The sequence below is a fragment of the Chryseobacterium sp. genome (assembly GCF_041914225.1).
Classification (GTDB): domain Bacteria; phylum Bacteroidota; class Bacteroidia; order Flavobacteriales; family Weeksellaceae; genus Chryseobacterium.
This window is the reverse complement of the sequence record NZ_JAYSDT010000049.1, coordinates 1-26,360: the sequence shown is the minus strand read 5'-3', so window position 1 is coordinate 26,360 and position 26,360 is coordinate 1. Positions and strand designations below refer to the sequence as shown.

The window sequence follows — 26,360 nt, the reverse complement described above, 5'->3', positions numbered from 1 at the left end:
CGAACCCCAGATGACTGAACCAAAATCAGTAGTGTTACCGCTACACCATGGGTCTCTGTTTGTTTTAGTGGTGCAAATTTACAGCTTTTTTCTTTACTTACAAGAACTTTTTGAATTTTTTTTTAAATTTACTGTAGAATTTATTTACGGAAATTATGCTGATAGACTTCAATAATCTCAATATTAACAAATTATCATTCGATACGGAATTTGAAAAAAAAGTGAAAATATTTCTGAAAGAATGGTTCTCAGAAAAAACCGGAGTAAATGTCCAGACTTCAGGCTCTACAGGAATTCCAAAGATTTTTGAAATTGAGAAAAAGAAAATGGTCAATTCAGCAGTGATGACCTGTAATTTTTTAGGATTAAAAGAAGGCGATACGGCATTGCTTTGCCTGCCTGTGGAATACATTTCCGGTAAAATGATGATTGTCCGTTCTATAGAAAGAAAACTGGAGTTAAAAATTACGGATCCTTCTTTAAAACCGGCAGAAATACTGGAAGAAGAAGTTGATTTTTGTGCCATGACTCCACTTCAGGTAGAAAACTCTCTGGATAAACTTCACCTGATTAAAAATCTGATTATCGGAGGTGCTGCTGTTTCAGAAAGCCTGAAAAGTAAGATTCTTAAGATGAACCTTGGTAATTCCAACCGTATTTTTGAAACCTATGGAATGTCTGAAACCCTTTCCCATATTGGTTTAAAACAATTGATGCCGAAGCAGGAAGAATACTTCACTGTTTTTGAAAATATAACGATTTCTCTGGATTATCGAGGTTGCCTGAAAATTTTTGCACCTAATGTAAATGCTGAGGAGCTTCAAACTAACGATTTAGTTGAGATCAGGAATGGAAATCAGTTTAAATTCCTTGGAAGAATTGACAATGTAATCAACTCCGGAGGGGCAAAAATTTTCCCGGAGACCCTTGAAACTTTGGTGAAAAAAGATATTCCGAACGAAGCAATATTTATAGGACTCCCGGATGAGAGTTTGGGACAGAAATTGATATTGATTATAGAAGGTGAAGAATCTGATGAGGTGAGAAGAAAGATTTCAGAAATCCCATTTGAAAAAAACTTCCATAAACCCAAAGAAATTATTTTCATCAAAGAAATTCCGAGAACACCCAACGGGAAAGTAAACAGAATGGAGCTGTATAAAAGTATAAATCTTTAGCCAGGGCTATTTGAAATCGGATATAAAATTTAAAGAAATGAAAGACTTTTCAAAAGAACTCAGTTTCAAGACGTCCCGCAGCAGTGGGGCAGGAGGGCAGAATGTAAACAAAGTAGAAACTGCTGTGACCGTACTTTGGAAAGTGGATGCATCAGAATTTTTTAATGAAGATGAGAAAATATTAATTCAGGATAAACTGAAAAACAGGATCAATGCAGATGGCTTTTTATTCCTGACCGTTTCTGAAAGCAGAACCCAACTGATGAATAAAAATAAAGCCATTGAAAAAATAACTGAAATCGTCAATAAAGCCCTTATCATTCCTAAAAAAAGAACGGCTACCAAACCTTCAAAAGCCCAGAAACAGAAAAGACTGGACAGCAAGAAAAAGCTTTCAGACAAAAAAGAAAACAGACGTTTCAGGTTTTGATTTGTTTTTCCTGAGAAAACTCTATTTTTGCCGGAAACTTTTAAAACCATGATAAAAAAATTAATCACACTTGGAATATTCTCCATTTCCATGATCTCTTTTGCATAGAAATTTTCTATAAGACCTTCCGTAGGATATGCATGGAGAACAGCAAAAACAATTTCCGGACTTAGCAAAGAAGAAAAAGAGTACGTAAAAGACCTTAAAAACGGACTAAATTTTGATATTGCAGCTCATTATGAAGTGAAAGGTGGCCTTGCATTTGGACTGAAATATTCTAATTACAGTGCATCCAGTGACGGATTTCTTCTTGGTTATGTGAACGGAATGCCCGTGTCTGTTCCTGTTACCACAAAAGATAATATCACATTCTTCGGGGTTTCCGGCCTTATTTCAAATAATAATTCATCCACAAGACATAAAATATTTGCAGATCTTGCGCTGGGGGTTATATCTTACACCACAAAAACCGGAGATGTGAAAGGGACAGGAAGTACTTTCGGTGCAGAAATCGATTTTGGTTATCAATATCAGATCAGCAAAAACTTCCTTATAGGACCAAAGGTTGGCTTAAGTGGCGGTACGCTGAGTAAAATGAAGTACAACGGAGTTACTTATAAATTTGATGACGATCAGAAAGAAGGCTTGCACAGGGTTTCTTTGAGTGCAGCCGCAACATTCCGTTTTTAAGTGTTATATTTGTAGGAATTACAACATCTCATTAATAATGGCAGCAACAATTTCTTTATCAGCAGAAAGCAGGCAATCAGGATTGTTGCTGTCGTTACTTTATCTTCACACAGATTCTTTTCTGAAAAGTTCTAAAGACTTTATCAATTAAGCCCTGTCAGGATCCAAGACAGGGACTCATTTCGGATTTTTATATATTATTTTTTGCAGTTTTCCATGGAAGAAGGCTGTTTTACACCTGTATTCTACATTGGATCATCGGGAATAGCTGCATTTTAATTTTTAAAAATGAAAAATATGTCCAATCATATTATTGTAACCACCGGAATTTATGATGCTATAAAAGATACACTGAGAAGAAAAAAAGTGAGCATCGAAGAAGAAAAAAGATTGACTGAAGAACTCAGAAAAGCAAAACAGGTTTTAAGAAGAGACCTTCCTGCCGATATTGTAACGGTGGACAGAAAAGTAACATTGAAAGACTATACTTTGGATTTTGAGCACGAATATATTTTTGTGCCTTCTACCAAAGAAAAACTTAAAAAGAATAAACACTCCATACTGTCAGAGATTGCCCTTGCAGTGGTAGGCTATAAGGTGGGAGATGTTATCAGCTGGCCTTTCAGGGACGGAGAAAGGAAAATCGAAATCCTGAAAGTGGAACCCTGGGAAGGATAATCCTTACTGAATATTTTTAAATTGAATGATAACGAAAGCATGGCCCATTTTGGGTCATGCTTTTTTTTAATAGAAATTTATAATGTTGAAGCATGGTCACTAGCTTCTTTAAATTTCAAGGTATAAAAATCAGAGATTTCCAGCAAAATGAGTCAACGGTAGATAATTTTATCGGGATAAAATCTTTGCGCCCTAAAGCATGAATCATGTTGGAAAAACTAGCGTCCTTGCGTTTCCCAACAACAACTATTTACGCATTCATTTAACAAATGATAAAAAAAGACGTCTCTATTACACTTTCTTCAAGCGCTTTGACTGCATTCCGTTTTTAAGTTTTATCTTTGCAAAAATTTTAAAAATGAGCAAACCGATAACTGAATTCATAGAAAAGTATTACCTGCACTTCAACGCAGCTGCATTGGTAGATGCTTCTAAAGGATATGTTGCACATCTTAAAGATGGCGGAAAAATGATGATTACTTTGGCAGGTGCAATGTCTACTGCTGAATTGGGTAAAATTCTTGCAGAAATGATCCGCCAGGGAAAAGTAGATTTTATCTCTTGTACAGGGGCTAACCTGGAAGAAGATTTAATGAACCTTGTAGCACACTCTCACTATGAAAGAGTTCCTCATTACAGAGATTTAACTGCTCAGGACGAATGGAATCTTTTGGAAAGAGGTCTGAACAGAGTTACAGATACCTGTATTCCTGAAGAAGAAGCATTCAGAAGATTGCAGAAGCACATCGTGGAGATCTGGAAAGATGCTGAAGCTAAAGGAGAGAGATATTTCCCGCACGAATTTATGTACAAAATGATCCTTTCAGGAGTATTGGAGCAGTACTATGAAATTCCTAGAGAAAACTCATGGATGATTGCAGCAGCAGAAGCAAACTTGCCAATTGTGGTACCGGGATGGGAAGATTCAACAATGGGTAACATCTTCGCTTCTTACTGTATTAAAGGAGAGCTTAAGCCTACTACAATGAAATCAGGAATTGAATATATGACTTACCTTGCTGACTGGTATACTAAAAACTCAGGCGGAAAAGGAGTTGGGTTCTTCCAGATTGGTGGAGGTATCGCTGGAGATTTCCCTATCTGTGTAGTACCAATGCTGTATCAGGATATGGAAATGCATGACATTCCTTTCTGGTCTTATTTCTGCCAGATTTCTGACTCTACAACATCTTACGGTTCATACTCAGGAGCAGTTCCAAATGAGAAAATCACCTGGGGTAAACTTGATATCACTACACCTAAATTTATCGTTGAAAGTGATGCAACAATCTGTGCACCATTGATGTTCTCTTATATCTTAGAAAACGCTTAAGAATAAAATTCTCGTAAGAGATTACCATACAGCGCTTCAATTTATTTTGGAGCGCTTTTTATTTTAAGATTTGGAAGTAGATTTGAAAAACTAAAACTATTTAAACCATTAAGAAAATGAAGAGCGTAAGAATAATTAAGTTTCATCTTTGATGAAAAATAAAGCTCATAGCTAAAGTATAGCTTTAGCTATTTCTTAATACTCTTAAAAGCTTAAATAACCTTAATGGTCCAAACCCATAGTAATGTACAGTTTTATCACATAAAAGATTGAGCTTTACAATCCCAGTTTTCCACAGGCATCTGTGAAATCCGTGTCATCTGTGGGAAAACCTGCCAATTATTCAAAAAATCAATCCAAAGAATTTACCAGCACAAAATAACGATACGCCAGAATTCCCTTTTCAACCTTAGTAAGACGATTAGGATCTTTATGGCTCAGCTTAGGGAGAACTTTTTTGTTGATGGCATTCAGCAGCCTGAAAAATGATTTTTTCATATCTTTATCTTTTAATGAAACATCATTGTTATTGATATGAGTTCAAAAATGATGCAAAAAAGAAATTAATATGGACGAAATTTTCAAACAGCAGGTATACGAAGTGGCAAGACTGATTCCCAAAGGAAGAGTATCTACCTATGGCGCCATAGCGAAGGCTGTTGGCTATCCTAACCATTCCAGACATGTAGGAAAAGCAATGGGAGGATGTCCGAAAAATGTTCCGGCCCACCGGGTGATTTCAAGTTCAGGAGTATTATCTGTTCCGGAATTTCAGCCAAAGCTGGAGGCAGAAGGAATCATTGTTGAAAATCTCAGAATAAAAAATTTCAAAAAACTGTTCTGGGATCCGTTGGAAGAATTGTAAATTTCAAAGGATATAGATCAATTTTTTTTTAACGCAAAGATTTTATCTGTATGCTGTATATTTTTAAGTGAGCAAAGGAGGAATCAATGAAATTGATTCTCTTTAAGCGAACGTATTATTATCAAAAAGCTTCATCAGCGATAGAGTCGCAACTCTTTGCCTTCTAAAATCAAACATAAGAATCATAGTTCTATGCGTTAAAAAAAACCAGCATACATTAATACAAAAAAATGTCACTCCATAATTTATATGAGTGACATCAATATTTTTTTTAGTTTCAAACCGTATTATTTTTTTTCGCTTAGGAGACCTTTTAGTTCTTCTTTCAGCTTTTCGTTCTCCTCTTTTAATAGAGCAATATAGTTTTGAAGGTTTTTAATGATGTCCCCAGGGATATTATCATAATTATTTTGGTTACTGATAACTCCTGCAGATCTATCATTAAATACAGGATGATCATTATTAACAACTACTGTAGCTTCCTCTTCTTCATAAATGTCCTCAATCGGTACATCCAGAAAACGGGCGAGTTTATCCCACTCATCTTTTACGATCCTCACATCACCGCTTTCTTTTCTGCTGTAATTAGATACATCTGTTGCAATAAAATCAGCTACCTGTTGTTGAGTATAACCTTTTTGCTTTCTGATGAGACGTAATTTTTCTTTTTGCATGACCTACATTTTATACAAAAATGGCAAAAAAGCAGAATCTATACAATAGGAAACAGAAAAAATATAGAGTAAACCATTGAAACCAAATAGAAACTTCGGAAAAGATTTATAATATGAATCTTATTCATTGTAATTGTTGATGATTTTAAGATTAAAATCTTGCGCCTAAAAGCATTTGGTATATAAATAAAATTGCGCCCTGGCGTCTTCCAAACTAAAAAAAGACTGCTTCAAAATTGAAACAGTCTCTTGTAAATTATTTTTCAAGTTGCTTATAGCTTCTCTGTATAAAATCTGTCAGGTCTTTTCCTTTCAGTAAGTTTTGTGAAAGCTTGGCAAGATCCAGCGCATATTTGATTAAGTTTTCTTTCTCTTCAGCATTCTCAGTTTTCAAAATCTGATTGGAAAGCTCACTGTTCGAGTTCACCACAAGATTGTACATCTCCGGGAAACCACCCATTCCGAACATACCGCCACCGCCTGTAGCCTGCATTTCTTTCATTCTTCTCATAAATTCAGGTTGGGTAATGGTGAACGGAGCATCGCTGCTGTCAAGGTCTTCAAGCTGAACTGTGAATTTTGAATCTTTGATGGCTTCTTCCACATTCTTTTTCAAAGTTTCTTTTTCCGTTTCGTTCAGTTTTGAAATGACAGGCTCATCTTTTTTGATCAGGTTGTTCACATGATCAGCGTCTACTCTTGCAAATGAAATATTTTCTTTTGAAGTTTCCAGTTTCTGGATCACGTGCGAAATGATAGGGGAATCTAATAGAAGAACCTCATATCCTTTATCCTTTGCAGATTGGATGTAGCTGTGCTGTTCATCAGCATTGGTAGCATACAGAACAACCAGTTTGTTGTCTTTATCCGTTTGTACAGGTTTGATTTTTTCAACCAATTCGTCCCAAAGGAAATATTTACCGTCTGTTGTAGGATATAATGTGAATTTGTCTGCTTTTTCAGCAAATTTTTCTTCCGTAACAATTCCGTATTCGATAACTACCTTAATATCGTTCCATTTTTTCTCATAATCTTCACGGTTTTCATTGATTAAAGAAACCATTTTATCGGCTACTTTTTTCGTGATGTAAGAAGAAATCTTTTTCACGGCACCATCTGCCTGAAGATAAGAACGGGAAACGTTCAATGGGATATCCGGAGAATCAATAACCCCTCTCAGCAGCATCAGGAAGTCCGGAACGATCCCTTTTACTTCATCCGTTACAAATACCTGGTTTTGGTATAGCTGAATTTTATCTTTATCAATATTTAAATTGTTGCTCAGTTTCGGGAAAAACAGAATTCCGGTAAGGTTGAAAGGATAATCCACATTCAGATGGATGTTGAATAATGGTTCCTCAAACTGCATGGGATACAGCTCGTGGTAAAACTTCATGTAATCCTCATTGGTTAGTTCACTGGGAGCAATTGTCCATGCCGGTACCGGATTGTTGATGATATTGTCTACCTCTTCTGTTTCAGCTACTGCATCTTCAGGAGCATCTTCCGGCAAAGGAAGGGTATGTGTTTTTGTTCCGAATTTAATAGGAACAGGCATGAATTTGTTATACTTTAATAACAGTTCACGGATTTTTCCTTCTTCTAAAAATTCTACTGAATCTTCAGCGATGTGAAGTATGATTTCCGTACCCCTGTCAGTTTTATCAGTAGTTTCTTCCAGAGTAAACTCAGGGCTTCCGTCACAGATCCAGCGTACTGCCGGCTCATCTTTATAAGATTTTGTAAGGATTTCGACTTTTTCTGCCACCATGAAAGCAGAGTAGAAACCAAGACCGAAATGCCCGATAATTCCTGCATCCTTCGCGGAATCTTTATATTTTTCCAAGAACTCTTCAGCTCCGGAAAAAGCAACCTGGTTGATGTATTTCTCAACTTCTTCACCTGTCATCCCAATACCCTGATCAATGATGTGTAAAGTTTTCTGGTCTTTATTAATTTTAACCTCAAGTTTTGGATTTCCATATTCCACTTTTGCCTCACCAATGCTTGTAAGGTGCTTTAATTTTAAAGTAGCATCAGTGGCATTGGAGATTAATTCTCTCAGGAATATTTCGTGGTCACTGTAAAGAAATTTTTTAATAAGCGGGAAAATGTTTTCCACAGATACATTAATATTTCCTTTAGTCATCATATTTAGATTTTAATTTTTAAAATTTTTTCTCAAAAAAAATACCATGCAGAAGAATGTGACAGAATGACATTTTTTTAACCTGAAATAAGCCCGTTATGTGAATTTGTCGAAGAAATATCTTATTTTTAGTGCTTAAAATATTTTAAAAATGAAGTTGAAATGTACAGTCTTTATGCTGTTCATTATGACCTGTTGGGTATATGGGCAGAAGAAGCCTTTAGACCACTCTGTTTACGACAGCTGGCAAAATATAGGGGCAAGAAAAATCTCAAATGATGGAAAATGGATTGCCTATTCTGTGGATGCTCAGGAAGGAAATTCAACCCTTTCTTTATATTCCGTTAAAAATAAAACTTCAAAGAAGTTTGCAAGAGCTGCAAAAGTGGATTTTACAAATGATTCCCGCTTTGCTGTTTTTCAAATCCGTCCGCAGTATAAAGATATAAAAGCGGTAAAAGATAAAAAACTGAAGAAAAATAAATTAACGAAAGACAGTCTTGCAATTGTTGACTTTTTAAATGATAAAACAGAGAAGATTCCTAATGTGAAATCATTTAAAATTCCTGAAAAAGCAGGTTCTTATGTTGCTTATCTTCTGGAAAACCTAAAGGATAAATCCTCGGATGATGCTTCTGAAAAAGAAGATGGTGATGAAAGTAAGGATGAAGATAAAAATGTAAAACCATTACAATTGGTAGTACGTAATCTTTTAGATGGAAAAAGTACAACCTATGATAATGTAATCCGCTATGAGTTCAGTAAAAATGGGAAACAGCTGGTTTTTATAACCAAAAAGCCGGATGAAAAGAAAGAGAAAAAAGAAGGAAAGGATTCAGATGAAAAGGCTGCGGACAAAAAAGATACAGACAAGTCGAAGCCAAAGAAATATGCATTACAAACCGTACAGGTCGTTGATCTGCAAAAAGGAACTGTTAATAAAATTTCTGAAATGGAGGGAGACTTTTCGCAATTGTCTTTTGATGAAGAAGGAAATCAGCTGGCTTATGTAGGAACTTCTTCTGCACAGAATGATCTGGTTAAATTATACCAGTTGTATTACTTTAATTTTAAAGGAAATAAAAAAGAAATTATAACCAATGAAAATGCACAGATGAAGAAAAATTGGGTAATTTCTGAAAACAGATCGCCTTTGTTCAGTAAAAATGGGAAACAGCTGTATTTTGGGGTTGCTCCAAAACCTGTTGCAAAAGATACGGCAATGATTGCGAACGACCATGCTGTTGTAGATATCTGGAATTATAAAGATGACTATCTGCAAACTGTACAGTTAAAGGAATTGAAAAATGACCTGAAAAAGTCCTATGCTGCAGTAATGCAGACAGAAAAACCTGATTTCTTCAGTAATATTGATGGGGAAGACCTGGATACTTTAAGATTGGTCAACGAGGGAAATGCTGAATTTGCATTGGGGATTACGAGCATTAACAACCGTATTTCTTCACAATGGGAAGGTTCTACAAAGAAAACCTATTTCCTGATCGATAATAAGACAGGAGACAGAACCGAAATTATTAAAAATCTTAACGGAGCGGCGGCTGTATCTCCTCTTGGAAAATTTGTAGTGATTTTTGACAGGGAAAAAGGGCAGTGGCTAAGCTATAATGTGAAAACAAAGCAAACCCTTCCACTCAGTACAGGCCTACCTGTTTCTTTTGTAGACGAGGAATTTGATATGCCGGACTTTCCTAATTCTTATGGTATCGCATCCTGGACAGATAAAGATGAATCTGTGATTATAAGAGACCGCTATGACCTTTGGGAATTTTTCCTGAACGGCACAAAAAAGCCAAGAAATATCACGAACGGATTCGGGCGTAAGCATAAAATAACATTTGATACCTATGAACTGGATAAAGATATTAAAAGCCTGAACCGCAAATCTCCTATCTATTTATCTGCTTTTGATAATACATCCAAGGCTAACGGGATCTTCAAAACAACCATTCAGTCAGGTGCTGATCCTGTGAAAATTCAGATGGAAAATGTCTGGGGATACAGAAGTCTTCAAAAAGCAAAAAATGCGGAAGAGTATATTTTAGTAAAGGAATCATATACAGATTCTCCAAACCTTTTTGCTACATCAGATTTCTCGGAGCAGCAAAAACTGAGCAATACCAATCCACAGCAAGCCAATTACAACTGGGGTACGGATGAACTGGTACACTGGACAACGCCAAAAGGAAACACTTCTACAGGGATTTTATACAAGCCGGAAGATTTTGATCCGAATAAAAAATATCCTATGATTGTCTATTTCTATGAAAAACTTTCTGATAATCTGAACCGTTATGTAGCACCAGCTCCCACACCTTCAAGATTAAATATTTCTTATTTTGTGAGCAACGGATATCTGGTTTTCACACCTGATATTTCTTATACAGATGGTTTCCCGGGAGAATCTGCAATGGAATACATCAATTCCGGTGTGGAAAAACTAAAACAGAATGCCTGGGTAGACGGTACCAAGATCGGAATTCAGGGACAGAGCTGGGGAGGTTACCAGGTAGCTTATCTTATTGCACATACGAATATGTATGCAGCTGCATGGAGTGGTGCACCCGTTGTCAATATGACTTCTGCCTACGGAGGAATCAGATGGACTTCCGGAATGAACAGACAGTTCCAGTATGAAAAATCACAAAGCAGATTAGGAAAGAATTTATGGGAAGCTCCGGATCTTTATATTAAGAACTCACCGCTTTTTACCATTGATAAAGTACAGACTCCGGTAGTTATTATGAGTAATGATAAAGACGGTGCGGTGCCCTGGTATCAGGGAATTGAGATGTTCACCGCATTACGTCGTCTCGGAAAACCGGTATGGCTTCTGAATTATAATGGTGATGATCACAATCTGATGAAACGCCAGAACAGAAAAGATATTCAAATCAGGGAACAGCAGTTTTTTGATTATTATCTGAAAGGGGCTAAAGCTCCGGTCTGGATGACAAAAGGTATTCCGGCCACCCAAAAAGGAAAAGATTGGGGATTTGAGCTTACAGATGATAAACCTAATTAATCAAAACTGCGGCGGAGCCTTTGGCTCCGCCGCAGTTTTTACTACGTCCCGAAAAATAATAGAAAGTATAAACTGACACAATGGCATTTTTTTTATGATGAGCCTGTTGAGCACTTTTATTATATTTACCGCCAATTATAAATAACAGTATGGGAATCTTTGATTTTTTTAAGAAGAAAAATAACAATCAGGAAAATGTAAGTACTTTGGTTCAGGAAATGGAAATGCCGGAGGAAAAAATAGTTGAGGAAGTGGTGGAAACAATACCGGAAATCCCTTCACAACCGGCAGAAGAGCCGAAAGTAAATGAAGAATATGAAAAAATCAAGGTTTATAATGATTATATCGTTTATTCTATAGCGCTTCAGCTAAGAGGAGAATATACTCCTATTTCTGCTTTTGAAAAAGAAAATGGTGAGGTAGAAGGCTTCGCCTATATGGTGACAGAGGATGCTTATGCACTTGCTCCGCAGCAGGCGATCGCGCAAATGGAAGAAAAGTTTGAAAATGAACTTCAGGAAGGTAAGATCAGATCGTATATGATCCTGTACCATTCTCAGTTCGACAACAATGGTAATCACAATCCGGCAACACAGGACGGGGAATTCAAGGCGATTTCACTTGCTTATCATTTTGCAGGTTCTGATAAAGCAAAAACAGGACTTCCTTATATTTTCGAAAACCAAAATATTACTTATAAAGGTTTTGCAGAGTTTTCACACGAGGAAAATAATGAAATCATGAATCATCAGCTGGTAGATGGTAAAGATTATTTCCCGAATACGGAAGGAATTACAGCACCTGAAATGACCAATGAAGCAGGAATTATCATCAGAAAATCCAATGTTCATAACCTTGTGAATACATGGAGCGGAGTTTTTGGTCATCAGAATTTCCAGACTAAAGATTATGGGCAATACCTTAGCACAGTTTTAATGCAGTCTACCGTTTCTGACCCAACCGGAGAAGCCAAAAATAAAACAGAATTTGAAGATGTAAGATTCAAAACTATTGTTACGGATGAGCTGAGTACTATAATTCCGGAAGTAAAAACGGATTATACCCTGGATTTTGAAACGAGATCAATCAGAGAATGGGAAAATGCGCTGAATCTGCAGGCAATCGTAGCTGGTCCGGCAAGAGATACTTTTGGCGTTTGGTTTTTCGCTACCGATTATGCCGAGAACAGAAATATCTATATGACACAGCCGCATCAGAAGGTAAATATCAGTGGAATTGTTCTCATCCTTGATGTCCATACCAACACAGATTTACCTGACGGTACTAAAATGAGTGAAGATTTCACAACCTATGCTCCAAGTCAGGATCTTCCTAACTATGCATGTTTTGATTTTATTGGTCAGGTTGTAGACTTTAAGGAAACAGAATTGCTTGAAGACGGAAGCGTTAAAGGATATATCCTGAAACTAAAGTTGATCACGAATGAAGAAAATGAGGATTTCTTCACCATTGATGCCTTTGTAAATAAAGAAAACATGAGATTTGAAGCTCCAACAAAAGGTATGAAAGTAACCGGAGCACTTCAGCTGCAGGGAAAAATTGCAGGATAATTTTTAAGTATAAAAATTCAAGAGGTTGTTCTACGGAATAACCTCTTTTTTATTGTAAAAAACTGAAAGATTATTTTAACGCAAAGGAATAAAAGATTCGAAAGTTAATCTTAAGGAAGCAAAGATTTGCGATTTTGTCGCTGATGAAGTTTTGAGTTAGTACATTCGCTTGGTAAGAATCAATGAAATTGATTCCGCGCTTTGCTCCCTTAAAATATTAGGGCATACAGATGAAGCTTTGCGTTTAAAAAAATGAAAACAAAAAAAGGCAATCCTAAAGATTGCCTTTTCCTGTATTTTCTGAAAAATTATTTGTTTTTCATTTCTTCCTTAATCTTCGCTTCTAGTTCTTCAGCAAGATCCGGATTATCTCTTAAAACATCTTTTACAGCATCACGTCCCTGACCTAATTTGGTCTCTTCGTAGCTGAACCATGATCCGCTTTTCTTCACAATACCCATGTCTACAGCTGTATCAAGAATTTCTCCTACTTTAGAAACTCCTTCTCCGTACATGATATCGAATTCTGCCTGCTTGAAAGGAGGGGCTACTTTGTTTTTCACAATCTTCACTTTCACACGGCTACCGATCGCTTCATCACCTTGTTTGATTGGTGCGCTGGCTTTTCTGATGTCAATTCTTACAGAAGCATAGAACTTAAGAGCGTTACCTCCGGTAGTGGTCTCAGGATTTCCAAACATCACACCGATCTTTTCTCTCAGCTGGTTGATGAAAATTACTGTACATTTCGTTCTTGAAATAGTAGCGGTAAGCTTTCTTAATGCCTGAGACATTAGTCTTGCATGAAGACCCATTTTGGAATCTCCCATTTCACCTTCAATTTCAGCCTTTGGTGTAAGAGCGGCAACAGAGTCAATCACAACGATATCAATAGCTCCGGAACGGATAAGGTTATCCGCAATTTCCAATGCCTGCTCACCATTGTCCGGCTGGGAAATGATCAGGTTTTCAAGATCGATTCCTAATTTTGCAGCATAAGTTCTGTCGAAAGCATGCTCTGCATCAATGAACGCAGCAATACCTCCTGCCTTTTGAGCTTCAGCAATAGCGTGAAGGGTCAGCGTTGTTTTACCTGAAGATTCAGGACCATATATTTCAATGATTCTTCCTTTTGGATATCCGCCTACTCCTAAGGCAATATCCAATCCTAAAGAACCGGAAGGAATTACTTCTATTGTAGTGTCTACGGCATCATCACCCAGAGTCATTACAGTTCCTTTTCCGTATGTTTTATCTAATTTGTCAAGCACTAAAGCGAGTGCTTTTTTCTTATCATCAATGTTACTCATCGCTATTAAAATAATTTCTCAAAAATACATAATTTAAATATCAAAAGCTAATATTATTTCTCCCTGAAAGCGGTTTTTAGAGTTAAAAAATGATAAAATTTTACTACTGATCTCATTCATAACGAAGCAGATGCGAAATGTGGTAGGAGTGTAATAAAATATTAATTGGAAAAAGACTGGAAGCTGGAAGAGGGGAGTTATTGAAGCCTGTAAATGTATTGAACTTGATTATATTACTTTTACTAAGTGAGATTTAGAACCCAATATAAACTTCCAGCTTTCATCTTCCATCTTCGGAATTCCTGACTTATTATCCTAATGAAAATTTGAATTTTTAGTGATGGCAAGATAATCTTCAAGTACTTTCATCTGATCTTTATTTCCTTTTTTTATCCTGGTATCACGGCTTACAAGGTTGTCATAAATCTTATTGAAAAGTATTTTTGCTTTTGGAAATAATGTTTTGTACGGGACATCAGGAATCTGTAATCTTTTGCAGACTTCATCATCCAGCAGAAACCAGGTACAACAGATGTGCAGATACCTTAAATTTTTCCTCTGGAATTCAAACTTCAGAATAGGGTTTTCCAGCGATTCATCTAATAAAGAATGGGCAAGAAGTACAGAATCTTTGTCTGAAGGCGGTTGAACGGAGGTCCATAAATAAAAATATTCAGTAGCTTGCTTTTTATTATCAGGAAGGAGCTGTTCCGGTATTCCCAAAAGGTAACCTACATACTTCCAAAGATGAAAAATTCCCTGTTCTTCTTCTGTAGAAAAACGATTTCCCAGCTTTTTAAGGCTGTGAAGAAATACCAGACTGAACCCAATATACGTTGCCATCATATCCCAGGAATTGATGGGTTCTCCCCAGTTTTCGGTATCCCAGTCTTTATAGTGTTTTTTAATGGAAAGTCTGGCGTAAGAATGGATCAGGCGGGTTTTTATAGCAAATTCATATCCTTTTGCGTGAACGTTCAGGGCATTGTAGCGGGTAGCATTTACCCAGAAATCCAATGTTTCCGAAAGACGTTTCACTGCACCCTTTTTCAATGCTTCTGTAACAATAAGAGGCTTGTTGAGGTAAGCGTAGTCGTAACCTCCGATCAGACAATAATCCCTCAACGAAATCAGGGAGTCCAGGTTGCTTCTCATGCAGAGTTCAGCACCGCTTTTAAGTAAATTGTAATCAAGCCATTCAGGAATTTTCTGAGTTTGGCTGAACAGTTTTTTTACACTTTCAGGAACATTATCTGTTTCCGAAACTCCATTCCTGATGTAATGCTCAATTTCCCTGGATGCCTCGTGGAATTTTTTACTGAAATAAACATCTTTTACCATCTCATCTCCGATCTCATCCGTATGATGAAAATAGGGGGCAAATTTTTCAAAATGCTCAAAACTCACTTCTGCTCCGGAAAATTCAATAAGTTGTTTTCCGTTTCCACTATCCCAAAAATCTCTGAAATGAGGAGCATCTTTAAACCGGGGTTGTACCATGTTCATTCCTTTACCTATAAAAGTACAAGTTTTATGCTGAAATGTTTTGGTGAGATTTATCAGGTTGAATTAACTTTAATGATGATTTGAGCTCTTTTCTACGTTTTATCAATATCTGTCAGGACCACGATAACCAAATAACCCGTATATGTAAAAAACTAAAATCAAAGCATAAATTACAGATAGTATGGTGATGATGAATACCGCAATATTATTTCTGCTCTGTTTAGTGAGAAATTTTATAATACCGTAAGAGATTGCTCCCAGACCTATAATAAAATGTAAAAGATGTGACCGGAATATATGATTTGCAGTCCCCATAATATGCCTCCAACAGTTCCTCCGATAAGGCCTCCTAAAATACTTCCGATGATGGTGCTGGGTTTAATTTCTAAATCCCTTTTTGTTGCTTCTATTTCTGTAGAAGTAATTTCTACGATCTGTTGTATTTCATCTGAGGCTAATATTTCTGAATTCAAAGCGTAATTGATGTTATTTTTTGTCATTCCGTTCAAATACAATTCCGCAGCATCATTCTTTATTTTTGATTTTTCCAATTCCTTCGCTACAGTTTTGTCATATCGGGTGGTCAGAGATTGTATTCCACCTTTCTTTTCTATGACAATATCTAAGGCTTGTTTGGCGTCATTTGTATATTTGTTTTTATTCGAATATACTTCCATTAACTCTACATCAGAATATTGAGAATATCTTTCAATAAGTTCATTGAGCATGGTATTAATTTTGGCCGTTAATTTAAACAAAAAAACCTTCCCATCGGGAAGGTCTTATATTACTCATTGCTTATCGCTCATTACTTATTATAAAGAAGCAGCGTGTACAAGCATATCTACTAATTTGTTAGAGTAACCCATTTCGTTGTCATACCAGGAAACAAGTTTCACGAAGTTAGGAGAAAGCATGATACCGGCATCTTTGTCGAAGATAGAAGTTCTCTTATCTCCTACGAAGTCCTGAGATACTACTGCATCTTCAGTATATCCTAGGATACCTTTCAATTCACCTTCAGAAGCAGCTTTGATTACTGAACAGATTTCTTCATAAGAAGCAGCTTTTTCAATTCTCACTGTTAAATCTACTACAGAAACGTCAACAGTTGGTACTCTGAAAGACATACCTGTTAATTTTCCGTTTAATGAAGGAATTACTTTTCCTACTGCTTTAGCAGCACCTGTAGAAGAAGGGATGATGTTGTTAAGAGCAGCTCTACCACCTCTCCAGTCTTTCATTGAAGGACCGTCAACAGTTTTCTGAGTAGCTGTTGTAGCGTGTACAGTAGTCATTAAACCTTCTACGATTCCGAAGTTATCGTGGATTACTTTAGCTAAAGGAGCTAAACAGTTTGTAGTACAAGAAGCGTTTGATAAGATTTTGATATCATCAGTAAGTTCCTTGTGGTTTACCCCCATTACGAACATTGGAGTATCATCTTTAGAAGGAGCAGAAAGGATTACTTTCTTAGCACCTGCAGCAAGGTGTTTTGCAGCGCTGTCTTTATCAAGGAATAAACCAGTAGATTCTACTACGTAATCTGCACCGATTTCGTTCCATTTTAGATTGCTTGGATCTTTTTCAGCAGTTACTCTGATTCTCTTCCCGTTTACAACAAGATCATTTCCTTCTACAGAAACTTCACCTGGGAAAATACCGTGTACAGAGTCATATTTTAACATGTAAGCCATGTATTCTGCATTGATTAGGTCATTGATTCCTACAACTTCAATGTTGTCTCTTTCAGTCATTGCTCTGAAAACAAGACGTCCAATTCTACCAAAACCGTTGATACCTACTTTGATTGTTGACATAATAGTTTGTTTTTATTAGATTATAAAAATAATTAGATTGCTAAAATTTCTGAAATCAGTAAAAGGTCTTTATTGATTTCATTATGTTTTTTAATGGCTTCTTCAATCGGGGTATACGTCAGATCATTAGAACGCATTCCTGCCATTACATTGGTTTGTCCTTCCATTAGCCCTGTTACAGCTCCATATCCCAGGCGGCTTGCCAGAACTCTGTCTGCACAGCTTGGAGAGCCTCCTCTCTGCATGTGTCCCAGAATAGCTACACGAATGTCATAATCAGGGAATGTCTGCTTTGTTTTTTCAGCCAGTTCATATACGTTGGCTAGTTTTTCGCCTTCAGCTACCACTACAATGCTCGATGCTTTTCCTGTTTTTTCAGCATTTCTGAATTTTGCGAAAAGCTCATCGATACTGTCTTTTTTCTCAGGAATTAAAATATCCAGAGCTCCGGCAGCCAATCCACTGTTTAAAGCAATGAAACCAGCATCACGACCCATTACCTCTACAAAGAAAACTCTGTTGTGGGAAGTTGCGGTATCACGGATCTTGTCAATAGCATCCATGGCAGTATTCAAAGCCGTATCGTAACCAATAGTATTGTCCGTACCGAAAATATCATTGTCGATGGTTCCCGGAATACCAATTACCCTGATTCCGAATTCTTCATTGAAGATTTTGGCTCCGGTAAATGTTCCGTCTCCTCCGATACATACCAATCCGTCAATTCCAAGCTTTACACAGTTGTCATAAGCTTTCTGACGGCCTTCTTTAGTTCTGAATTCAGCAGATCTGGCAGACTTTAGAATAGTTCCACCCTGGTTGATTATATTTTTTACGGAACGGGCTCCCATTTTCAGGAAATCATTGTTGATAAGGCCGTTGTAACCTTCTCTCACTCCGTAGCATTCGATATTATAGTAATTGGCGGTTCTTACTACCGCTCTTAACGCCGCATTCATACCCGGAGAGTCACCTCCTGAAGTAAGAACTGCAATCTTTTTTACAGCACTCTCTTTCATCAAGTAAAAAATTTCGAACACAAATTTACAAAAACAAGTTCAGATTATCGTAGTAACTTTCCAATAGTTTTGAATATAAATTATTAAAAGCTTCTGAAGTTTGTAGGTTTAAAAAAATATCTGGCCGTTTTTGTTTCAGGAGCATGGATGTCAAGATCATACCAGGGCGTAAAATAGACATTAAATGGATTTGAAATCACATGAACAGATTGTGCCGGTGTGAATCCTTCACTTAACAGGTACAGTCTTTTTCCTTCCTGATTCCGGCAGACCCCTGAAATGAAAACAATATGTCCCGGACTGCCGGGCGTGATCAGAATATCTTCTGTTTTAAGATCAGAATTTTTTGTTACGGGCTGTGTCTCTTTATGTAATGAAATTGTGCCTGCATAATTGAAAATCAGATCCAGATAGTTTCTGAAACTCTTATAAGAATCATCAAAAGCAGCAGTTTTTCTAAAGCTCACAGAATTTTCATTGACAAAAGCTCTCATTCCATTTTTATAATCATTCCAGCTGAAAAGGTTACCGCTTGTAAAATGAAATTTAATTGCGTCAAACTTTTTTGCTTTATAAAGATATTCAGCTCTCATGCGGATAGCTGCATCAGCGCATTGCTGAAGGTCTTTATTTCCGGTATCAATATCAAAAACAGCTTCGTGAAGATGCTGGGTAGAAACTGGAGTTCCATCATATTTAAAGATCGGGCTGCCATAAGGTTTCAGCTTAAAATTTTCAATAAAGTATCCGAAAGAGTCAGGTTTTTCTTTAACCCATTCATAACCTTCGGGAGGAGAAAATCTTTCACGGATGGTATTTTTATTCTTATTGATTTTTAAAGCATTTTCTGCTATTAAATGCTCATTCTTATCCGGTTCAGGCAGTAAACGGTCTGAGAATTTTTCCTTTGTGCAACCAGTGAAAATGAAAATGACTGTAATTCCTGTGATAATTTTTTTCATGTGTTCTTAGTTAACACAAATATCTCTTTTTTTCAAATACCAGCCAATAAGTTCTGACAATCAACAGTATTTGAATTCTGCTTATGCTTCTTCAGCTTCAGGAATCAGTAATTTACCCCAATCATTCAGCTGCCAGAGAATCTTCACCAATTGTTCACCAAGTTCTGTCAAAGTATATTCAACCCTTGGAGGAAGCTCATTAAAAGACTGTTTGGTTAAAATACCATCATCTACCATCTCAGTCAGCTGCTGATTCAAAACCCTGCGGTCCACTTTGGCAATGCCTCGTAAAAACTCGCTGGGACGTTTTTTTCCTTCATTAATCTGCCAGACAATAGGAATTTTCCATTTTCCGCTGATGGTATTAACAGCGACTTCCAACGGACAGATTTTATTTTCTTCAGCTCTTCCCTTTGTTTCCATAAAATTGACTTTTTTATCCCTACGGGTGAAAAATATGCGGTATTGTTTTTCTCCGCCTACTTTCAGACTTTTGTAAAGATAATCATTAAACAGTATGACAGAAAAACGAAAAGGAGCCCGCTCCATCAAAGATATTCCACCGGATATTCTGAATCAGCTGAACAAAGGAGAAATTGAAACCGCCAATCTCACAGAATGGCTGGCTGTAGACCAAAGGCTGCTGCTGGAAAATCTGCTTTTGCAAAATGATCGTAAAGAATATCTGATACCTGTTTTAGAAAATATAAACCAGCTGAAAAAACAGACCGTCAATTCGATTAATGAAACAATAGGTATTGGTTTACTTAATCTTGCTTTGAAAAATAAGGATGATGAATTTCTATCAAAATTATCAACTCATCAGGCAGATCTTGTTCGTTGCTGGGCAGCTTATACCATTGGAAGGAATAATGATTTACAATTTAAAGAAAAGTTAGATAAAATTCAGTTATTCGCTTCAGACTCTCATTTTGGAGTAAGGGAAATCTGCTGGATGGCAGTACGTCCTGATATCGCCAGAAACCTTGAGGAAAGTATAGATATTTTGTCAATATGGACGATGCACGGCAACGAAAATGTAAGGAGATTTGCCAGCGAATCTACAAGACCAAGAGGAGTTTGGTGTGAGCATATTGATGCTTTAAAACAAAATCCGGGACTCGGACTGGAAATTCTGGAACCTTTACGATCAGATTCTTCCCGATATGTACAGGACAGCGTCGGCAACTGGCTGAATGATGCCAGCAAATCACAACCCGAATTTGTAGTGGAAATCTGTGATGAATGGCTTCGGGAAAGTCCGACAAAAGAAACACAGTATATTGTAAAGAAAGCGTTACGGACCATCAAAAAGTGAAAGTTATCCACAAACCGGAAATGTTGATTGGTTTTTCGCATCCATAAATCACAGACTTACATAGAATTACAGGGCGTTTTTTTGTATTCTTTGCTTCTTTGAGGATACTTTCTTACTCAGCTTTTACAAGAATATGATGTTGAAATATTTTCAATATTAACGGTATGTTAACTAAAAAAAGTTATCCACAATATGAGTTTTTCATAAATGTGGATTCTATCTCCTGTAAAATGAACTGGTTAAAGAATATGGGGCAAAAAAGAATTTGAAATTACAGCTTTTATCGCCAAAATAAAAAGTTATCCACAATATGGAATTTAGTTACCATTTTTCAGTCAGGTATTTCCAGTATCTTTTCGGGACGTGCTGAATATGGAGTTTCATATTTTTTCGCTCAACAATATTGGTTTTGGTAAAATATCGCTGCCAGAGTACCTGATAACTCTTTTCTTCATCATGGAATTTTTGCTGATAATTATTTAAATCAATTTTTTCGTCAGGATAGAAAAACTCACAATCGTTGAGGTCATACAGAAGTCCATAGTTTCTCCGAAGGTCATAAATCATCCATTTCTGGTCCTGGTAGCGGTCATGAAAGTGTTTTCTGATCAGAGGAAGAACATTGAAATCGGGATCAACTTTGGAGAAAAAAACGCCATCCTGCATTTTTTCAAAGCGTACGAAAGCTGTCATTCTGTGTCTTTCCCGGTCCACAGATTTGCAGATCTTTGAAATTTTTAAAATATCAGGATCGGCAAAGTTCTCCAGAATATTGTTTTCTTGATGTCTGACAGATTGCCTTACTGCAGATAAAATGAGTTTTTCCAGATCCGGATCTTCAGAGAGGAAAACTTTTAAAAGCTGATAGATACCCTGTTTCCCGATATTCTGCTCCAGTTTATGGAGAACCCTTTCAGATTTATCCGTTTGGGTAATGACTTCATGAATGTCAGCAAAAATATTTTCCTGATGAAACCTTTCTCTTCTTACGGTTTCCACCTCTTTATACCGATATTCAAAAACTTCAAATATGGCAGTGAAAAGACCGTCAAAACTTCCGTCGTAGAGCAGGGTTGTCATGTATTTATTTAAAATTTAGTTGTGCTTGTCATTCTGAGATTCTTCCTTCGTCAGAATGACAAATGTGCTGTTAAATCGAAGTAATAAATTAGTGATCATTTGTGAAAATATTTGTGTGATTTGTGTTTAAAACAATGTTAATTGCTGTGAAAACTGATTGTGAAACTTTGAAGAGCTTCCGCCAATCAGCAGCTTTCTGAAGTTTTTATCCGTTAAATATTTCAGGTAAGCATTGCCTGCAGTAAAGTCTATAAAATATTTTGCCCGGTTGACAGCCGCACCGAGTTTTTTCAAATGATCCATTGTTAAAATCTGAAAACGTCTGGCACTTATAATTTTCTGAGCTGTTTTAACACCAATTCCGGGAATTCTTAAAATCGTCCGGTATTCGGCAGTCTGAAGATTCACCGGGAACTGATCTAAATTTCGCAATGCCCAGCTTAATTTCGGATCTACCTCCAGATCAAGGAAAGGAATATTCGGATCCAAAATTTCTTCCGCTTTAAAACCGTAAAATCTCATCAGCCAGTCAGACTGATAAAGCCTGTTTTCGCGAAGCATAGGTACTTCGGTGGTTAAAGAAGGTAACCTTTGATCTTCCAGAACCGGAACATAGCCTGAATAATACACTCTTTTCAGATTAAAATTTTTATAAAAATGATCGGCAACTTTGATGATCTGCAGATCATTTTCATTGGTTGCACCCACGATCATCTGTGTAGACTGTCCGGCAGGGGCAAACTTCGGAGCTTTCTTCAGAACTTTTTTTTCATCCTGATACTGGCTGATTCCTTTCTGAATATAGCGCATCGGGCTGATCATATCCTGTCTGTTCTTTTCAGGTGCCAGCAATTTTAATCCGCTCTCCGTAGGAATTTCAATGTTGACGGATAGCCGGTCTGCATACAAAGCTGCTTCCTGCATCAGATCGTCACTGGCTCCCGGAATAGATTTCAGATGAATATAACCGTTAAAATTTTCTTCAAGACGCAACTTTTTGGCCACTCTTACAAGACGCTCCATCGTTGTATCTGCATTTTTGAAAATTCCCGAGCTCAGAAATAGCCCTTCAATATAATTCCTGCGGTAAAAATTGATGGTAAGATCTACCACTTCCTCTACGGTAAAAGCAGCTCTTTTGATATCATTTGAACTTCTGGAAACACAGTAAGCACAATCGTAGATGCAATGGTTGGTCAACAGAATTTTAAGCAGGGAGACACATCTTCCGTCTTCCGTATAGGTATGGCAAATACCGCTTGCGGAACTGTCGCCCAAAGCCCCTTTTTTATTCTTTCTCGTGCCTCCGCTTGATGAGCAGGAAACATCATACTTCGCTGCATCGGCAAGGATTTCGAGCTTTTCTTTAAGGCGGTCAAAATTCATTCTTTTGATTGTTTGATATTATTTGTATCAATTTATTTTTAAATATTGTTCAAATTTAGTTCCAAAATTGATAAAAGTCAACCTTTTTTCATAGAAGTTATCCACAAAAAAGAGCCTCAAAATCATTATATTTACGGCTCATTAAAGTTTATATCATGAATCATAAACCAATCGAAGGTTTTTCCAAGCTTACAAAGCAGGGGAAAATCGACTGGCTCGTAAACGAATATCTTGAAGGAAACCAGGAATATCAAAATATATTACAACAATACTGGAATGATGATGCAGATCTTCAGAAGCTTCACGAAGAATTTTCTGAAAATACCATCTCCAATTTCTATATGCCTTATGGAATTGCTCCGAACTTTTTAATCGATGGAAAACTGTTGGCACTTCCAATGGCTGTTGAAGAAAGTTCAGTAGTAGCGGCCGCTTCCAAAGCTGCGAAATTCTGGATTGATAAAGGCGGTTTTAAAACAACGATTATCAATACTGAAAAATTGGGACACACCCACTTTATTTTTAATGTAGAACCTCATAAACTGTTACATTTCTTTAATTTCAGCTTAAAGAAAAAACTATTCGAGGCTACAGAAGATATCACTGCCAATATGAGAAAACGCGGTGGTGGTATTTTAAATATCAGCCTGGTGGATAAAACAGCAGAAATGCCCAACTATTACCAGCTGAAAGCAAGCTTTGATACGGTAGATTCAATGGGGGCCAACTTTATCAACTCATGTCTTGAGCAGTTCGGAAAAACATTGAGACAGGAAGTCGCCACAAGTGAAGATTTTACTCAGGAAGAAAAGAATTCATTGCAGATTGTGATGAATATCCTTTCCAATTTTACGCCTGACTGTATCGTGAGAGCTGAGGTTTCATGTAAAATGGAAGATCTGAAGGATGACAGCGGAATTTCTCCTGAAGAGTTTGCTTCCAAATTCAAGCAGGCTGTCACCATTGCAGAAATTGAACCTTACCGTGCCACAACTCATAATAAAGGAATCATGAACGGAGTAGATGCTGTAGTAATTGCTACAGGAAATGATTTCAGGGCAACGGAAGCCTGTGCGCATACCTATGCTGCGAGAGACGGACAATACAGATCTCTGACTCACTGTACAACAGATAACGGAGTATTCAGATTCTGGATAGATTTGCCAATTTCCGTTGGAGTAGTGGGGGGACTTACGAATCTTCACCCGCTGGTAAAATTCTCGCTGGCACTTCTTGGTAAACCTTCTGCACAGGAACTGATGAGCATCCTGGCAGTTTCGGGGCTTGCACAGAACTTCGGTGCATTACGTTCTCTGGTAACCACAGGAATCCAGAAAGGACATATGAAAATGCATTTATTGAATATTCTGAACCAACTGGGTGCTACTGAAGAAGAAAAGCAGCACTTTGTGACGTATTTTAAAGACAAGACGGTAAGCCATCATGAGGTAATCAACGAGTTTAACAGAATGAGAGGAAACTAATGCTACAGATCATTTTGCCTATTGTATTCCTTCTCTTTGGATTCTTTTTAAAGAAAACCACCAATGAAGGTTTCAGAAGTTCCAAGAGATTTGCCAATATGTTTATCATCCTGGGAATTTCTACACTGGTTGCCAAGTTTATTTTAATGTATATAAAATCAAAATAGTGAAAAAGAGCATTGTATTTTTCTTATTGATTTCCGGTTTAAGTTTTTCGCAGCAGAAAAGTTTAAAGATCAATGATCTGCAGCCAAAATCTGAAAATTTTGTGTTTCCAGTGATTAGTTATCCGGGAAATCCAATAGCAGCCAATAAGATCAATACATTTCTTCAGGTCAGTGAGCTGGAATATGTTCCGGATTCCGGTGGGAATCCTTTTAAATTAGCTTCTACGGCAACTAATTCTTATTCCAACTACCTTTATTTTTATGATTGGGAGAAATTGGAAACTCCTGAAAATATCTTGACAATAGGTATTCATGGTGAAGCATCGGGAGCCTATCCGGAAGAATTTGCAGACTGGAAGAATTTTGACCTGAGAACAGGAAACTTTATCAATGCTGCAGATTTGTTTCAGCCCGGTTCAGTGAAAATTATCGAAGGGATCATTCAGAAAAGGATAAAGAAAAGGATTTCTGATTTTCTTGCCAGGCTGAAAGCTGAAAAAAATCCTGCAGAAGAAACTGAAGATCAGATTGCGCTGTACGAAGATTGTTTTACAGAGCATACTTTGGGAAGTGTCAAATATTTCTTTGGAAAAGATAAACTGACTTTTGTTGCCGGAAGATGTTCCAATCATGCTATGAGAGCACTGGATGAGCTGGACAGTCATGAGATGGAATTCACTTACAGAGAGTTAGAGAAATACTGGAGTCCTTATGCAAAAAATTTAATTTCCGGTTCTGAAAAAACAGAGATAACCAATATCAATAATAAATTATATAAAGGAAAGATTGACGGAAAGTATTCCATCACCGTTTTGATCGATCAGGTATATGATGATGGCTCTTTTTCTGCAAAATACTGGTATGATAAAAATAAAAAGCTGATTGATTGGGGCGGAAATATAAAAGGAAACCATATCTCTATCATAGAAAACGATTATTACAGCGAAGAAGCCCACCAGTGGATTTTCAAAGCATTAGTAGAGGCTGATTTGCAAGGAAAGAAAATCATCGGAACCTGGCAGGATTATAAAACAAAAAAATATTTAACCTTAGAATTAGAAGAGTTATAAAATGAAAACAATCACATTAATTTTTGGAGCAGTTTACGGAATAGTATCTGTGATCCTGGGTGCATTCGGGGCACATGCTTTAAAGAAAATATTGGCTGTGGAAAGACTTGAAAGTTTTGAAACAGGAGTAAGATATCAGATGTACGCTGCTTTTTTCCTGCTGATCATCGGATATATTTTAAAATTTGAAACCTCAGCTGAAAAGTGGACATCCATTTTGATGATTGCAGGAACATTTTTATTCTCTGTAAGCATTTATTTTCTGAGCATGCAGGATTATCTGGGAATGAATCTTAAATTCTTAGGACCTATTACTCCCCTTGGAGGTCTGATGATGATCTTAAGCTGGGGAATGCTGATCTTATATTTTGTTAAAAACAGAATTTAAGATTGAGAATAAAAATAGAAAACAGTTCATACGACCATTCAATCTCTTCTGTCTGAGAAATTAGCGGAAGAATAAGGGAAAATCGAAGGATATGTTAAAAATCAAGTCTGCCGGTCTTTAAATTTTAAGTCAATAAACTTGAACTTCCGTGTCTTTTTAGTAAATTTGTCAACCTTTAAATTTTAAATAAAATAATAAAAATAATATGAATCTTCACGAGTATCAATCAAAAGAGATTT

The 26,360-nt window shown here is 36.8% G+C and carries 25 protein-coding genes; 13 read left to right on the top strand and 12 right to left on the bottom strand.

Translation table 11 applies throughout. The annotated features are described in order from the left end of the window. Window positions 1-155: 155 nt before the first annotated feature. The 5 genes from ACE3RB_RS16880 to ACE3RB_RS16860 all read left to right on the top strand — a co-directional run bounded on the left by ACE3RB_RS16880 (window position 156) and on the right by ACE3RB_RS16860 (window position 4,309). Window positions 156-1,178, top strand: a complete 1,023-nt coding sequence (locus ACE3RB_RS16880; RefSeq protein WP_374465285.1) for an AMP-binding protein — start codon at window positions 156-158, stop codon at window positions 1,176-1,178. A 37-nt stretch (window positions 1,179-1,215) separates the two neighbouring features. Continuing rightward, the gene (gene arfB, locus ACE3RB_RS16875) at window positions 1,216-1,608 is read left to right on the top strand and encodes an alternative ribosome rescue aminoacyl-tRNA hydrolase ArfB (protein WP_374465284.1); all 393 of its coding nucleotides are present in this window, start codon (window positions 1,216-1,218) and stop codon (window positions 1,606-1,608) included. Window positions 1,609-1,851: 243 nt separating this feature from the next. Continuing rightward, window positions 1,852-2,298 carry a hypothetical protein gene (locus ACE3RB_RS16870; RefSeq protein ID WP_374465283.1) on the top strand — a complete coding sequence of 149 codons (447 nt, stop codon included), beginning with the start codon at window positions 1,852-1,854 and terminating at the stop codon, window positions 2,296-2,298. A 297-nt stretch (window positions 2,299-2,595) separates the two neighbouring features. Beyond that, a complete protein-coding gene (locus tag ACE3RB_RS16865; protein ID WP_374465282.1) occupies window positions 2,596-2,976 on the top strand; it encodes a GreA/GreB family elongation factor in 381 nt (126 codons plus the stop codon). 358 nt (window positions 2,977-3,334) lie between these two features. After that, the gene (locus tag ACE3RB_RS16860) at window positions 3,335-4,309 is read left to right on the top strand and encodes a deoxyhypusine synthase family protein (protein ID WP_232721402.1); all 975 of its coding nucleotides are present in this window, start codon (window positions 3,335-3,337) and stop codon (window positions 4,307-4,309) included. Window positions 4,310-4,660: 351 nt separating this feature from the next. Here ACE3RB_RS16860 and ACE3RB_RS16855 read toward each other — a convergent pair whose 3' ends face one another. Next, window positions 4,661-4,807: a hypothetical protein gene (locus tag ACE3RB_RS16855; RefSeq protein WP_374465281.1), complete on the bottom strand. Its 147-nt coding sequence runs from the start codon at window positions 4,805-4,807 to the stop codon at window positions 4,661-4,663. A 70-nt stretch (window positions 4,808-4,877) separates the two neighbouring features. On the opposite strand from ACE3RB_RS16855, the gene ACE3RB_RS16850 reads away from it, so the two are divergent. After that, on the top strand, window positions 4,878-5,174 hold the full coding sequence (locus ACE3RB_RS16850; RefSeq protein WP_374465280.1) for an MGMT family protein: 297 nt from the start codon (window positions 4,878-4,880) through the stop codon (window positions 5,172-5,174). Between the two features lie 287 nt (window positions 5,175-5,461). On the opposite strand, the gene ACE3RB_RS16845 is transcribed toward ACE3RB_RS16850, so the two are convergent. Together ACE3RB_RS16845 and htpG are read right to left on the bottom strand one after the other, a co-directional pair. Next, window positions 5,462-5,848, bottom strand: coding sequence for a helix-turn-helix transcriptional regulator (locus ACE3RB_RS16845; protein ID WP_374465279.1), 387 nt, complete (start codon window positions 5,846-5,848; stop codon window positions 5,462-5,464). 256 nt (window positions 5,849-6,104) lie between these two features. Then, window positions 6,105-7,997 (bottom strand): molecular chaperone HtpG, encoded by a 1,893-nt coding sequence (htpG, locus tag ACE3RB_RS16840; RefSeq protein WP_374465286.1) that lies wholly within the window; start codon window positions 7,995-7,997, stop codon window positions 6,105-6,107. Window positions 7,998-8,148: 151 nt separating this feature from the next. On the opposite strand from htpG, the gene ACE3RB_RS16835 reads away from it, so the two are divergent. Next, window positions 8,149-11,040: an alpha/beta hydrolase family protein gene (locus ACE3RB_RS16835; RefSeq protein ID WP_374465278.1), complete on the top strand. Its 2,892-nt coding sequence runs from the start codon at window positions 8,149-8,151 to the stop codon at window positions 11,038-11,040. 149 nt (window positions 11,041-11,189) lie between these two features. Next, complete coding sequence (locus ACE3RB_RS16830) at window positions 11,190-12,611, top strand: hypothetical protein (RefSeq protein ID WP_374465277.1); 1,422 nt, start codon at window positions 11,190-11,192, stop codon at window positions 12,609-12,611. A gap of 308 nt (window positions 12,612-12,919) precedes the next feature. Here ACE3RB_RS16830 and recA read toward each other — a convergent pair whose 3' ends face one another. From recA to ACE3RB_RS16795, 7 genes are all read right to left on the bottom strand, one after another. Then, window positions 12,920-13,921, bottom strand: coding sequence for a recombinase RecA (gene recA, locus ACE3RB_RS16825; protein ID WP_002976601.1), 1,002 nt, complete (start codon window positions 13,919-13,921; stop codon window positions 12,920-12,922). Window positions 13,922-14,236: 315 nt separating this feature from the next. Beyond that, window positions 14,237-15,427: an oxygenase MpaB family protein gene (locus ACE3RB_RS16820; protein ID WP_374465275.1), complete on the bottom strand. Its 1,191-nt coding sequence runs from the start codon at window positions 15,425-15,427 to the stop codon at window positions 14,237-14,239. A gap of 263 nt (window positions 15,428-15,690) precedes the next feature. Further along, a complete protein-coding gene (locus tag ACE3RB_RS16815) occupies window positions 15,691-16,155 on the bottom strand; it encodes a hypothetical protein (protein WP_374465274.1) in 465 nt (154 codons plus the stop codon). 87 nt (window positions 16,156-16,242) lie between these two features. Continuing rightward, the gene (gene gap / locus ACE3RB_RS16810) at window positions 16,243-17,247 is read right to left on the bottom strand and encodes a type I glyceraldehyde-3-phosphate dehydrogenase (RefSeq protein WP_002976605.1); all 1,005 of its coding nucleotides are present in this window, start codon (window positions 17,245-17,247) and stop codon (window positions 16,243-16,245) included. A 32-nt stretch (window positions 17,248-17,279) separates the two neighbouring features. Further along, window positions 17,280-18,266 (bottom strand): 6-phosphofructokinase, encoded by a 987-nt coding sequence (pfkA, locus tag ACE3RB_RS16805; protein ID WP_374465273.1) that lies wholly within the window; start codon window positions 18,264-18,266, stop codon window positions 17,280-17,282. Window positions 18,267-18,349: 83 nt separating this feature from the next. Further along, entirely contained in the window at window positions 18,350-19,228 is an 879-nt protein-coding gene (locus tag ACE3RB_RS16800) for a DUF4846 domain-containing protein (RefSeq protein WP_374465271.1), read from the bottom strand. Window positions 19,229-19,309: 81 nt separating this feature from the next. Beyond that, entirely contained in the window at window positions 19,310-19,651 is a 342-nt protein-coding gene (locus tag ACE3RB_RS16795; protein WP_374465270.1) for a winged helix-turn-helix transcriptional regulator, read from the bottom strand. Between the two features lie 94 nt (window positions 19,652-19,745). Between ACE3RB_RS16795 and ACE3RB_RS16790 the strand changes: the two genes are divergently transcribed. Further along, window positions 19,746-20,546 (top strand): DNA alkylation repair protein, encoded by an 801-nt coding sequence (locus tag ACE3RB_RS16790; RefSeq protein ID WP_374465269.1) that lies wholly within the window; start codon window positions 19,746-19,748, stop codon window positions 20,544-20,546. A gap of 321 nt (window positions 20,547-20,867) precedes the next feature. On the opposite strand, the gene ACE3RB_RS16785 is transcribed toward ACE3RB_RS16790, so the two are convergent. Together ACE3RB_RS16785 and ACE3RB_RS16780 are read right to left on the bottom strand one after the other, a co-directional pair. Beyond that, complete coding sequence (locus ACE3RB_RS16785) at window positions 20,868-21,626, bottom strand: TIGR03915 family putative DNA repair protein (protein WP_374465268.1); 759 nt, start codon at window positions 21,624-21,626, stop codon at window positions 20,868-20,870. Between the two features lie 126 nt (window positions 21,627-21,752). Continuing rightward, window positions 21,753-23,012, bottom strand: coding sequence for a putative DNA modification/repair radical SAM protein (locus ACE3RB_RS16780; protein ID WP_374465267.1), 1,260 nt, complete (start codon window positions 23,010-23,012; stop codon window positions 21,753-21,755). A gap of 155 nt (window positions 23,013-23,167) precedes the next feature. Between ACE3RB_RS16780 and ACE3RB_RS16775 the strand changes: the two genes are divergently transcribed. Genes ACE3RB_RS16775 through ACE3RB_RS16760 form a run of 4 tightly spaced genes read left to right on the top strand, consistent with a single transcriptional unit; the run spans window position 23,168 to window position 26,121 of the window. After that, window positions 23,168-24,496 (top strand): hydroxymethylglutaryl-CoA reductase, degradative, encoded by a 1,329-nt coding sequence (locus tag ACE3RB_RS16775; RefSeq protein WP_374465266.1) that lies wholly within the window; start codon window positions 23,168-23,170, stop codon window positions 24,494-24,496. Further along, window positions 24,496-24,663 carry a hypothetical protein gene (locus tag ACE3RB_RS16770; RefSeq protein WP_374465264.1) on the top strand — a complete coding sequence of 56 codons (168 nt, stop codon included), beginning with the start codon at window positions 24,496-24,498 and terminating at the stop codon, window positions 24,661-24,663. Before ACE3RB_RS16775 ends, ACE3RB_RS16770 begins: the two co-directional genes overlap by 1 nt. Further along, complete coding sequence (locus tag ACE3RB_RS16765; RefSeq protein ID WP_374465263.1) at window positions 24,663-25,733, top strand: hypothetical protein; 1,071 nt, start codon at window positions 24,663-24,665, stop codon at window positions 25,731-25,733. Before ACE3RB_RS16770 ends, ACE3RB_RS16765 begins: the two co-directional genes overlap by 1 nt. A 1-nt stretch (window position 25,734) precedes the next feature. Continuing rightward, window positions 25,735-26,121 carry a DUF423 domain-containing protein gene (locus ACE3RB_RS16760; protein WP_374465262.1) on the top strand — a complete coding sequence of 129 codons (387 nt, stop codon included), beginning with the start codon at window positions 25,735-25,737 and terminating at the stop codon, window positions 26,119-26,121. Window positions 26,122-26,360 lie beyond the last annotated feature (239 nt).

Excerpts from the sequence above, each read along its gene's own strand:
- ACE3RB_RS16880 (WP_374465285.1), top strand. The coding sequence starts at position 156 with ATGCTGATAGACTTCAATAATCTCAATATTAACAAATTATCATTCGAT.
- arfB (WP_374465284.1), top strand. The coding sequence starts at position 1,216 with ATGAAAGACTTTTCAAAAGAACTCAGTTTCAAGACGTCCCGCAGCAGT.
- ACE3RB_RS16865 (WP_374465282.1), top strand. The coding sequence starts at position 2,596 with ATGTCCAATCATATTATTGTAACCACCGGAATTTATGATGCTATAAAA.
- ACE3RB_RS16860 (WP_232721402.1), top strand. The coding sequence starts at position 3,335 with ATGAGCAAACCGATAACTGAATTCATAGAAAAGTATTACCTGCACTTC.
- ACE3RB_RS16855 (WP_374465281.1), bottom strand. The coding sequence starts at position 4,807 with ATGAAAAAATCATTTTTCAGGCTGCTGAATGCCATCAACAAAAAAGTT.
- ACE3RB_RS16850 (WP_374465280.1), top strand. The coding sequence starts at position 4,878 with ATGGACGAAATTTTCAAACAGCAGGTATACGAAGTGGCAAGACTGATT.
- ACE3RB_RS16845 (WP_374465279.1), bottom strand. The coding sequence starts at position 5,848 with ATGCAAAAAGAAAAATTACGTCTCATCAGAAAGCAAAAAGGTTATACT.
- htpG (WP_374465286.1), bottom strand. The coding sequence starts at position 7,997 with ATGACTAAAGGAAATATTAATGTATCTGTGGAAAACATTTTCCCGCTT.
- ACE3RB_RS16835 (WP_374465278.1), top strand. The coding sequence starts at position 8,149 with ATGAAGTTGAAATGTACAGTCTTTATGCTGTTCATTATGACCTGTTGG.
- ACE3RB_RS16830 (WP_374465277.1), top strand. The coding sequence starts at position 11,190 with ATGGGAATCTTTGATTTTTTTAAGAAGAAAAATAACAATCAGGAAAAT.
- recA (WP_002976601.1), bottom strand. The coding sequence starts at position 13,921 with ATGAGTAACATTGATGATAAGAAAAAAGCACTCGCTTTAGTGCTTGAC.
- ACE3RB_RS16820 (WP_374465275.1), bottom strand. The coding sequence starts at position 15,427 with ATGAACATGGTACAACCCCGGTTTAAAGATGCTCCTCATTTCAGAGAT.
- ACE3RB_RS16815 (WP_374465274.1), bottom strand. The coding sequence starts at position 16,155 with ATGCTCAATGAACTTATTGAAAGATATTCTCAATATTCTGATGTAGAG.
- gap (WP_002976605.1), bottom strand. The coding sequence starts at position 17,247 with ATGTCAACAATCAAAGTAGGTATCAACGGTTTTGGTAGAATTGGACGT.
- pfkA (WP_374465273.1), bottom strand. The coding sequence starts at position 18,266 with ATGAAAGAGAGTGCTGTAAAAAAGATTGCAGTTCTTACTTCAGGAGGT.
- ACE3RB_RS16800 (WP_374465271.1), bottom strand. The coding sequence starts at position 19,228 with ATGAAAAAAATTATCACAGGAATTACAGTCATTTTCATTTTCACTGGT.
- ACE3RB_RS16795 (WP_374465270.1), bottom strand. The coding sequence starts at position 19,651 with ATGGAAACAAAGGGAAGAGCTGAAGAAAATAAAATCTGTCCGTTGGAA.
- ACE3RB_RS16790 (WP_374465269.1), top strand. The coding sequence starts at position 19,746 with ATGACAGAAAAACGAAAAGGAGCCCGCTCCATCAAAGATATTCCACCG.
- ACE3RB_RS16785 (WP_374465268.1), bottom strand. The coding sequence starts at position 21,626 with ATGACAACCCTGCTCTACGACGGAAGTTTTGACGGTCTTTTCACTGCC.
- ACE3RB_RS16780 (WP_374465267.1), bottom strand. The coding sequence starts at position 23,012 with ATGAATTTTGACCGCCTTAAAGAAAAGCTCGAAATCCTTGCCGATGCA.
- ACE3RB_RS16775 (WP_374465266.1), top strand. The coding sequence starts at position 23,168 with ATGAATCATAAACCAATCGAAGGTTTTTCCAAGCTTACAAAGCAGGGG.
- ACE3RB_RS16770 (WP_374465264.1), top strand. The coding sequence starts at position 24,496 with ATGCTACAGATCATTTTGCCTATTGTATTCCTTCTCTTTGGATTCTTT.
- ACE3RB_RS16760 (WP_374465262.1), top strand. The coding sequence starts at position 25,735 with ATGAAAACAATCACATTAATTTTTGGAGCAGTTTACGGAATAGTATCT.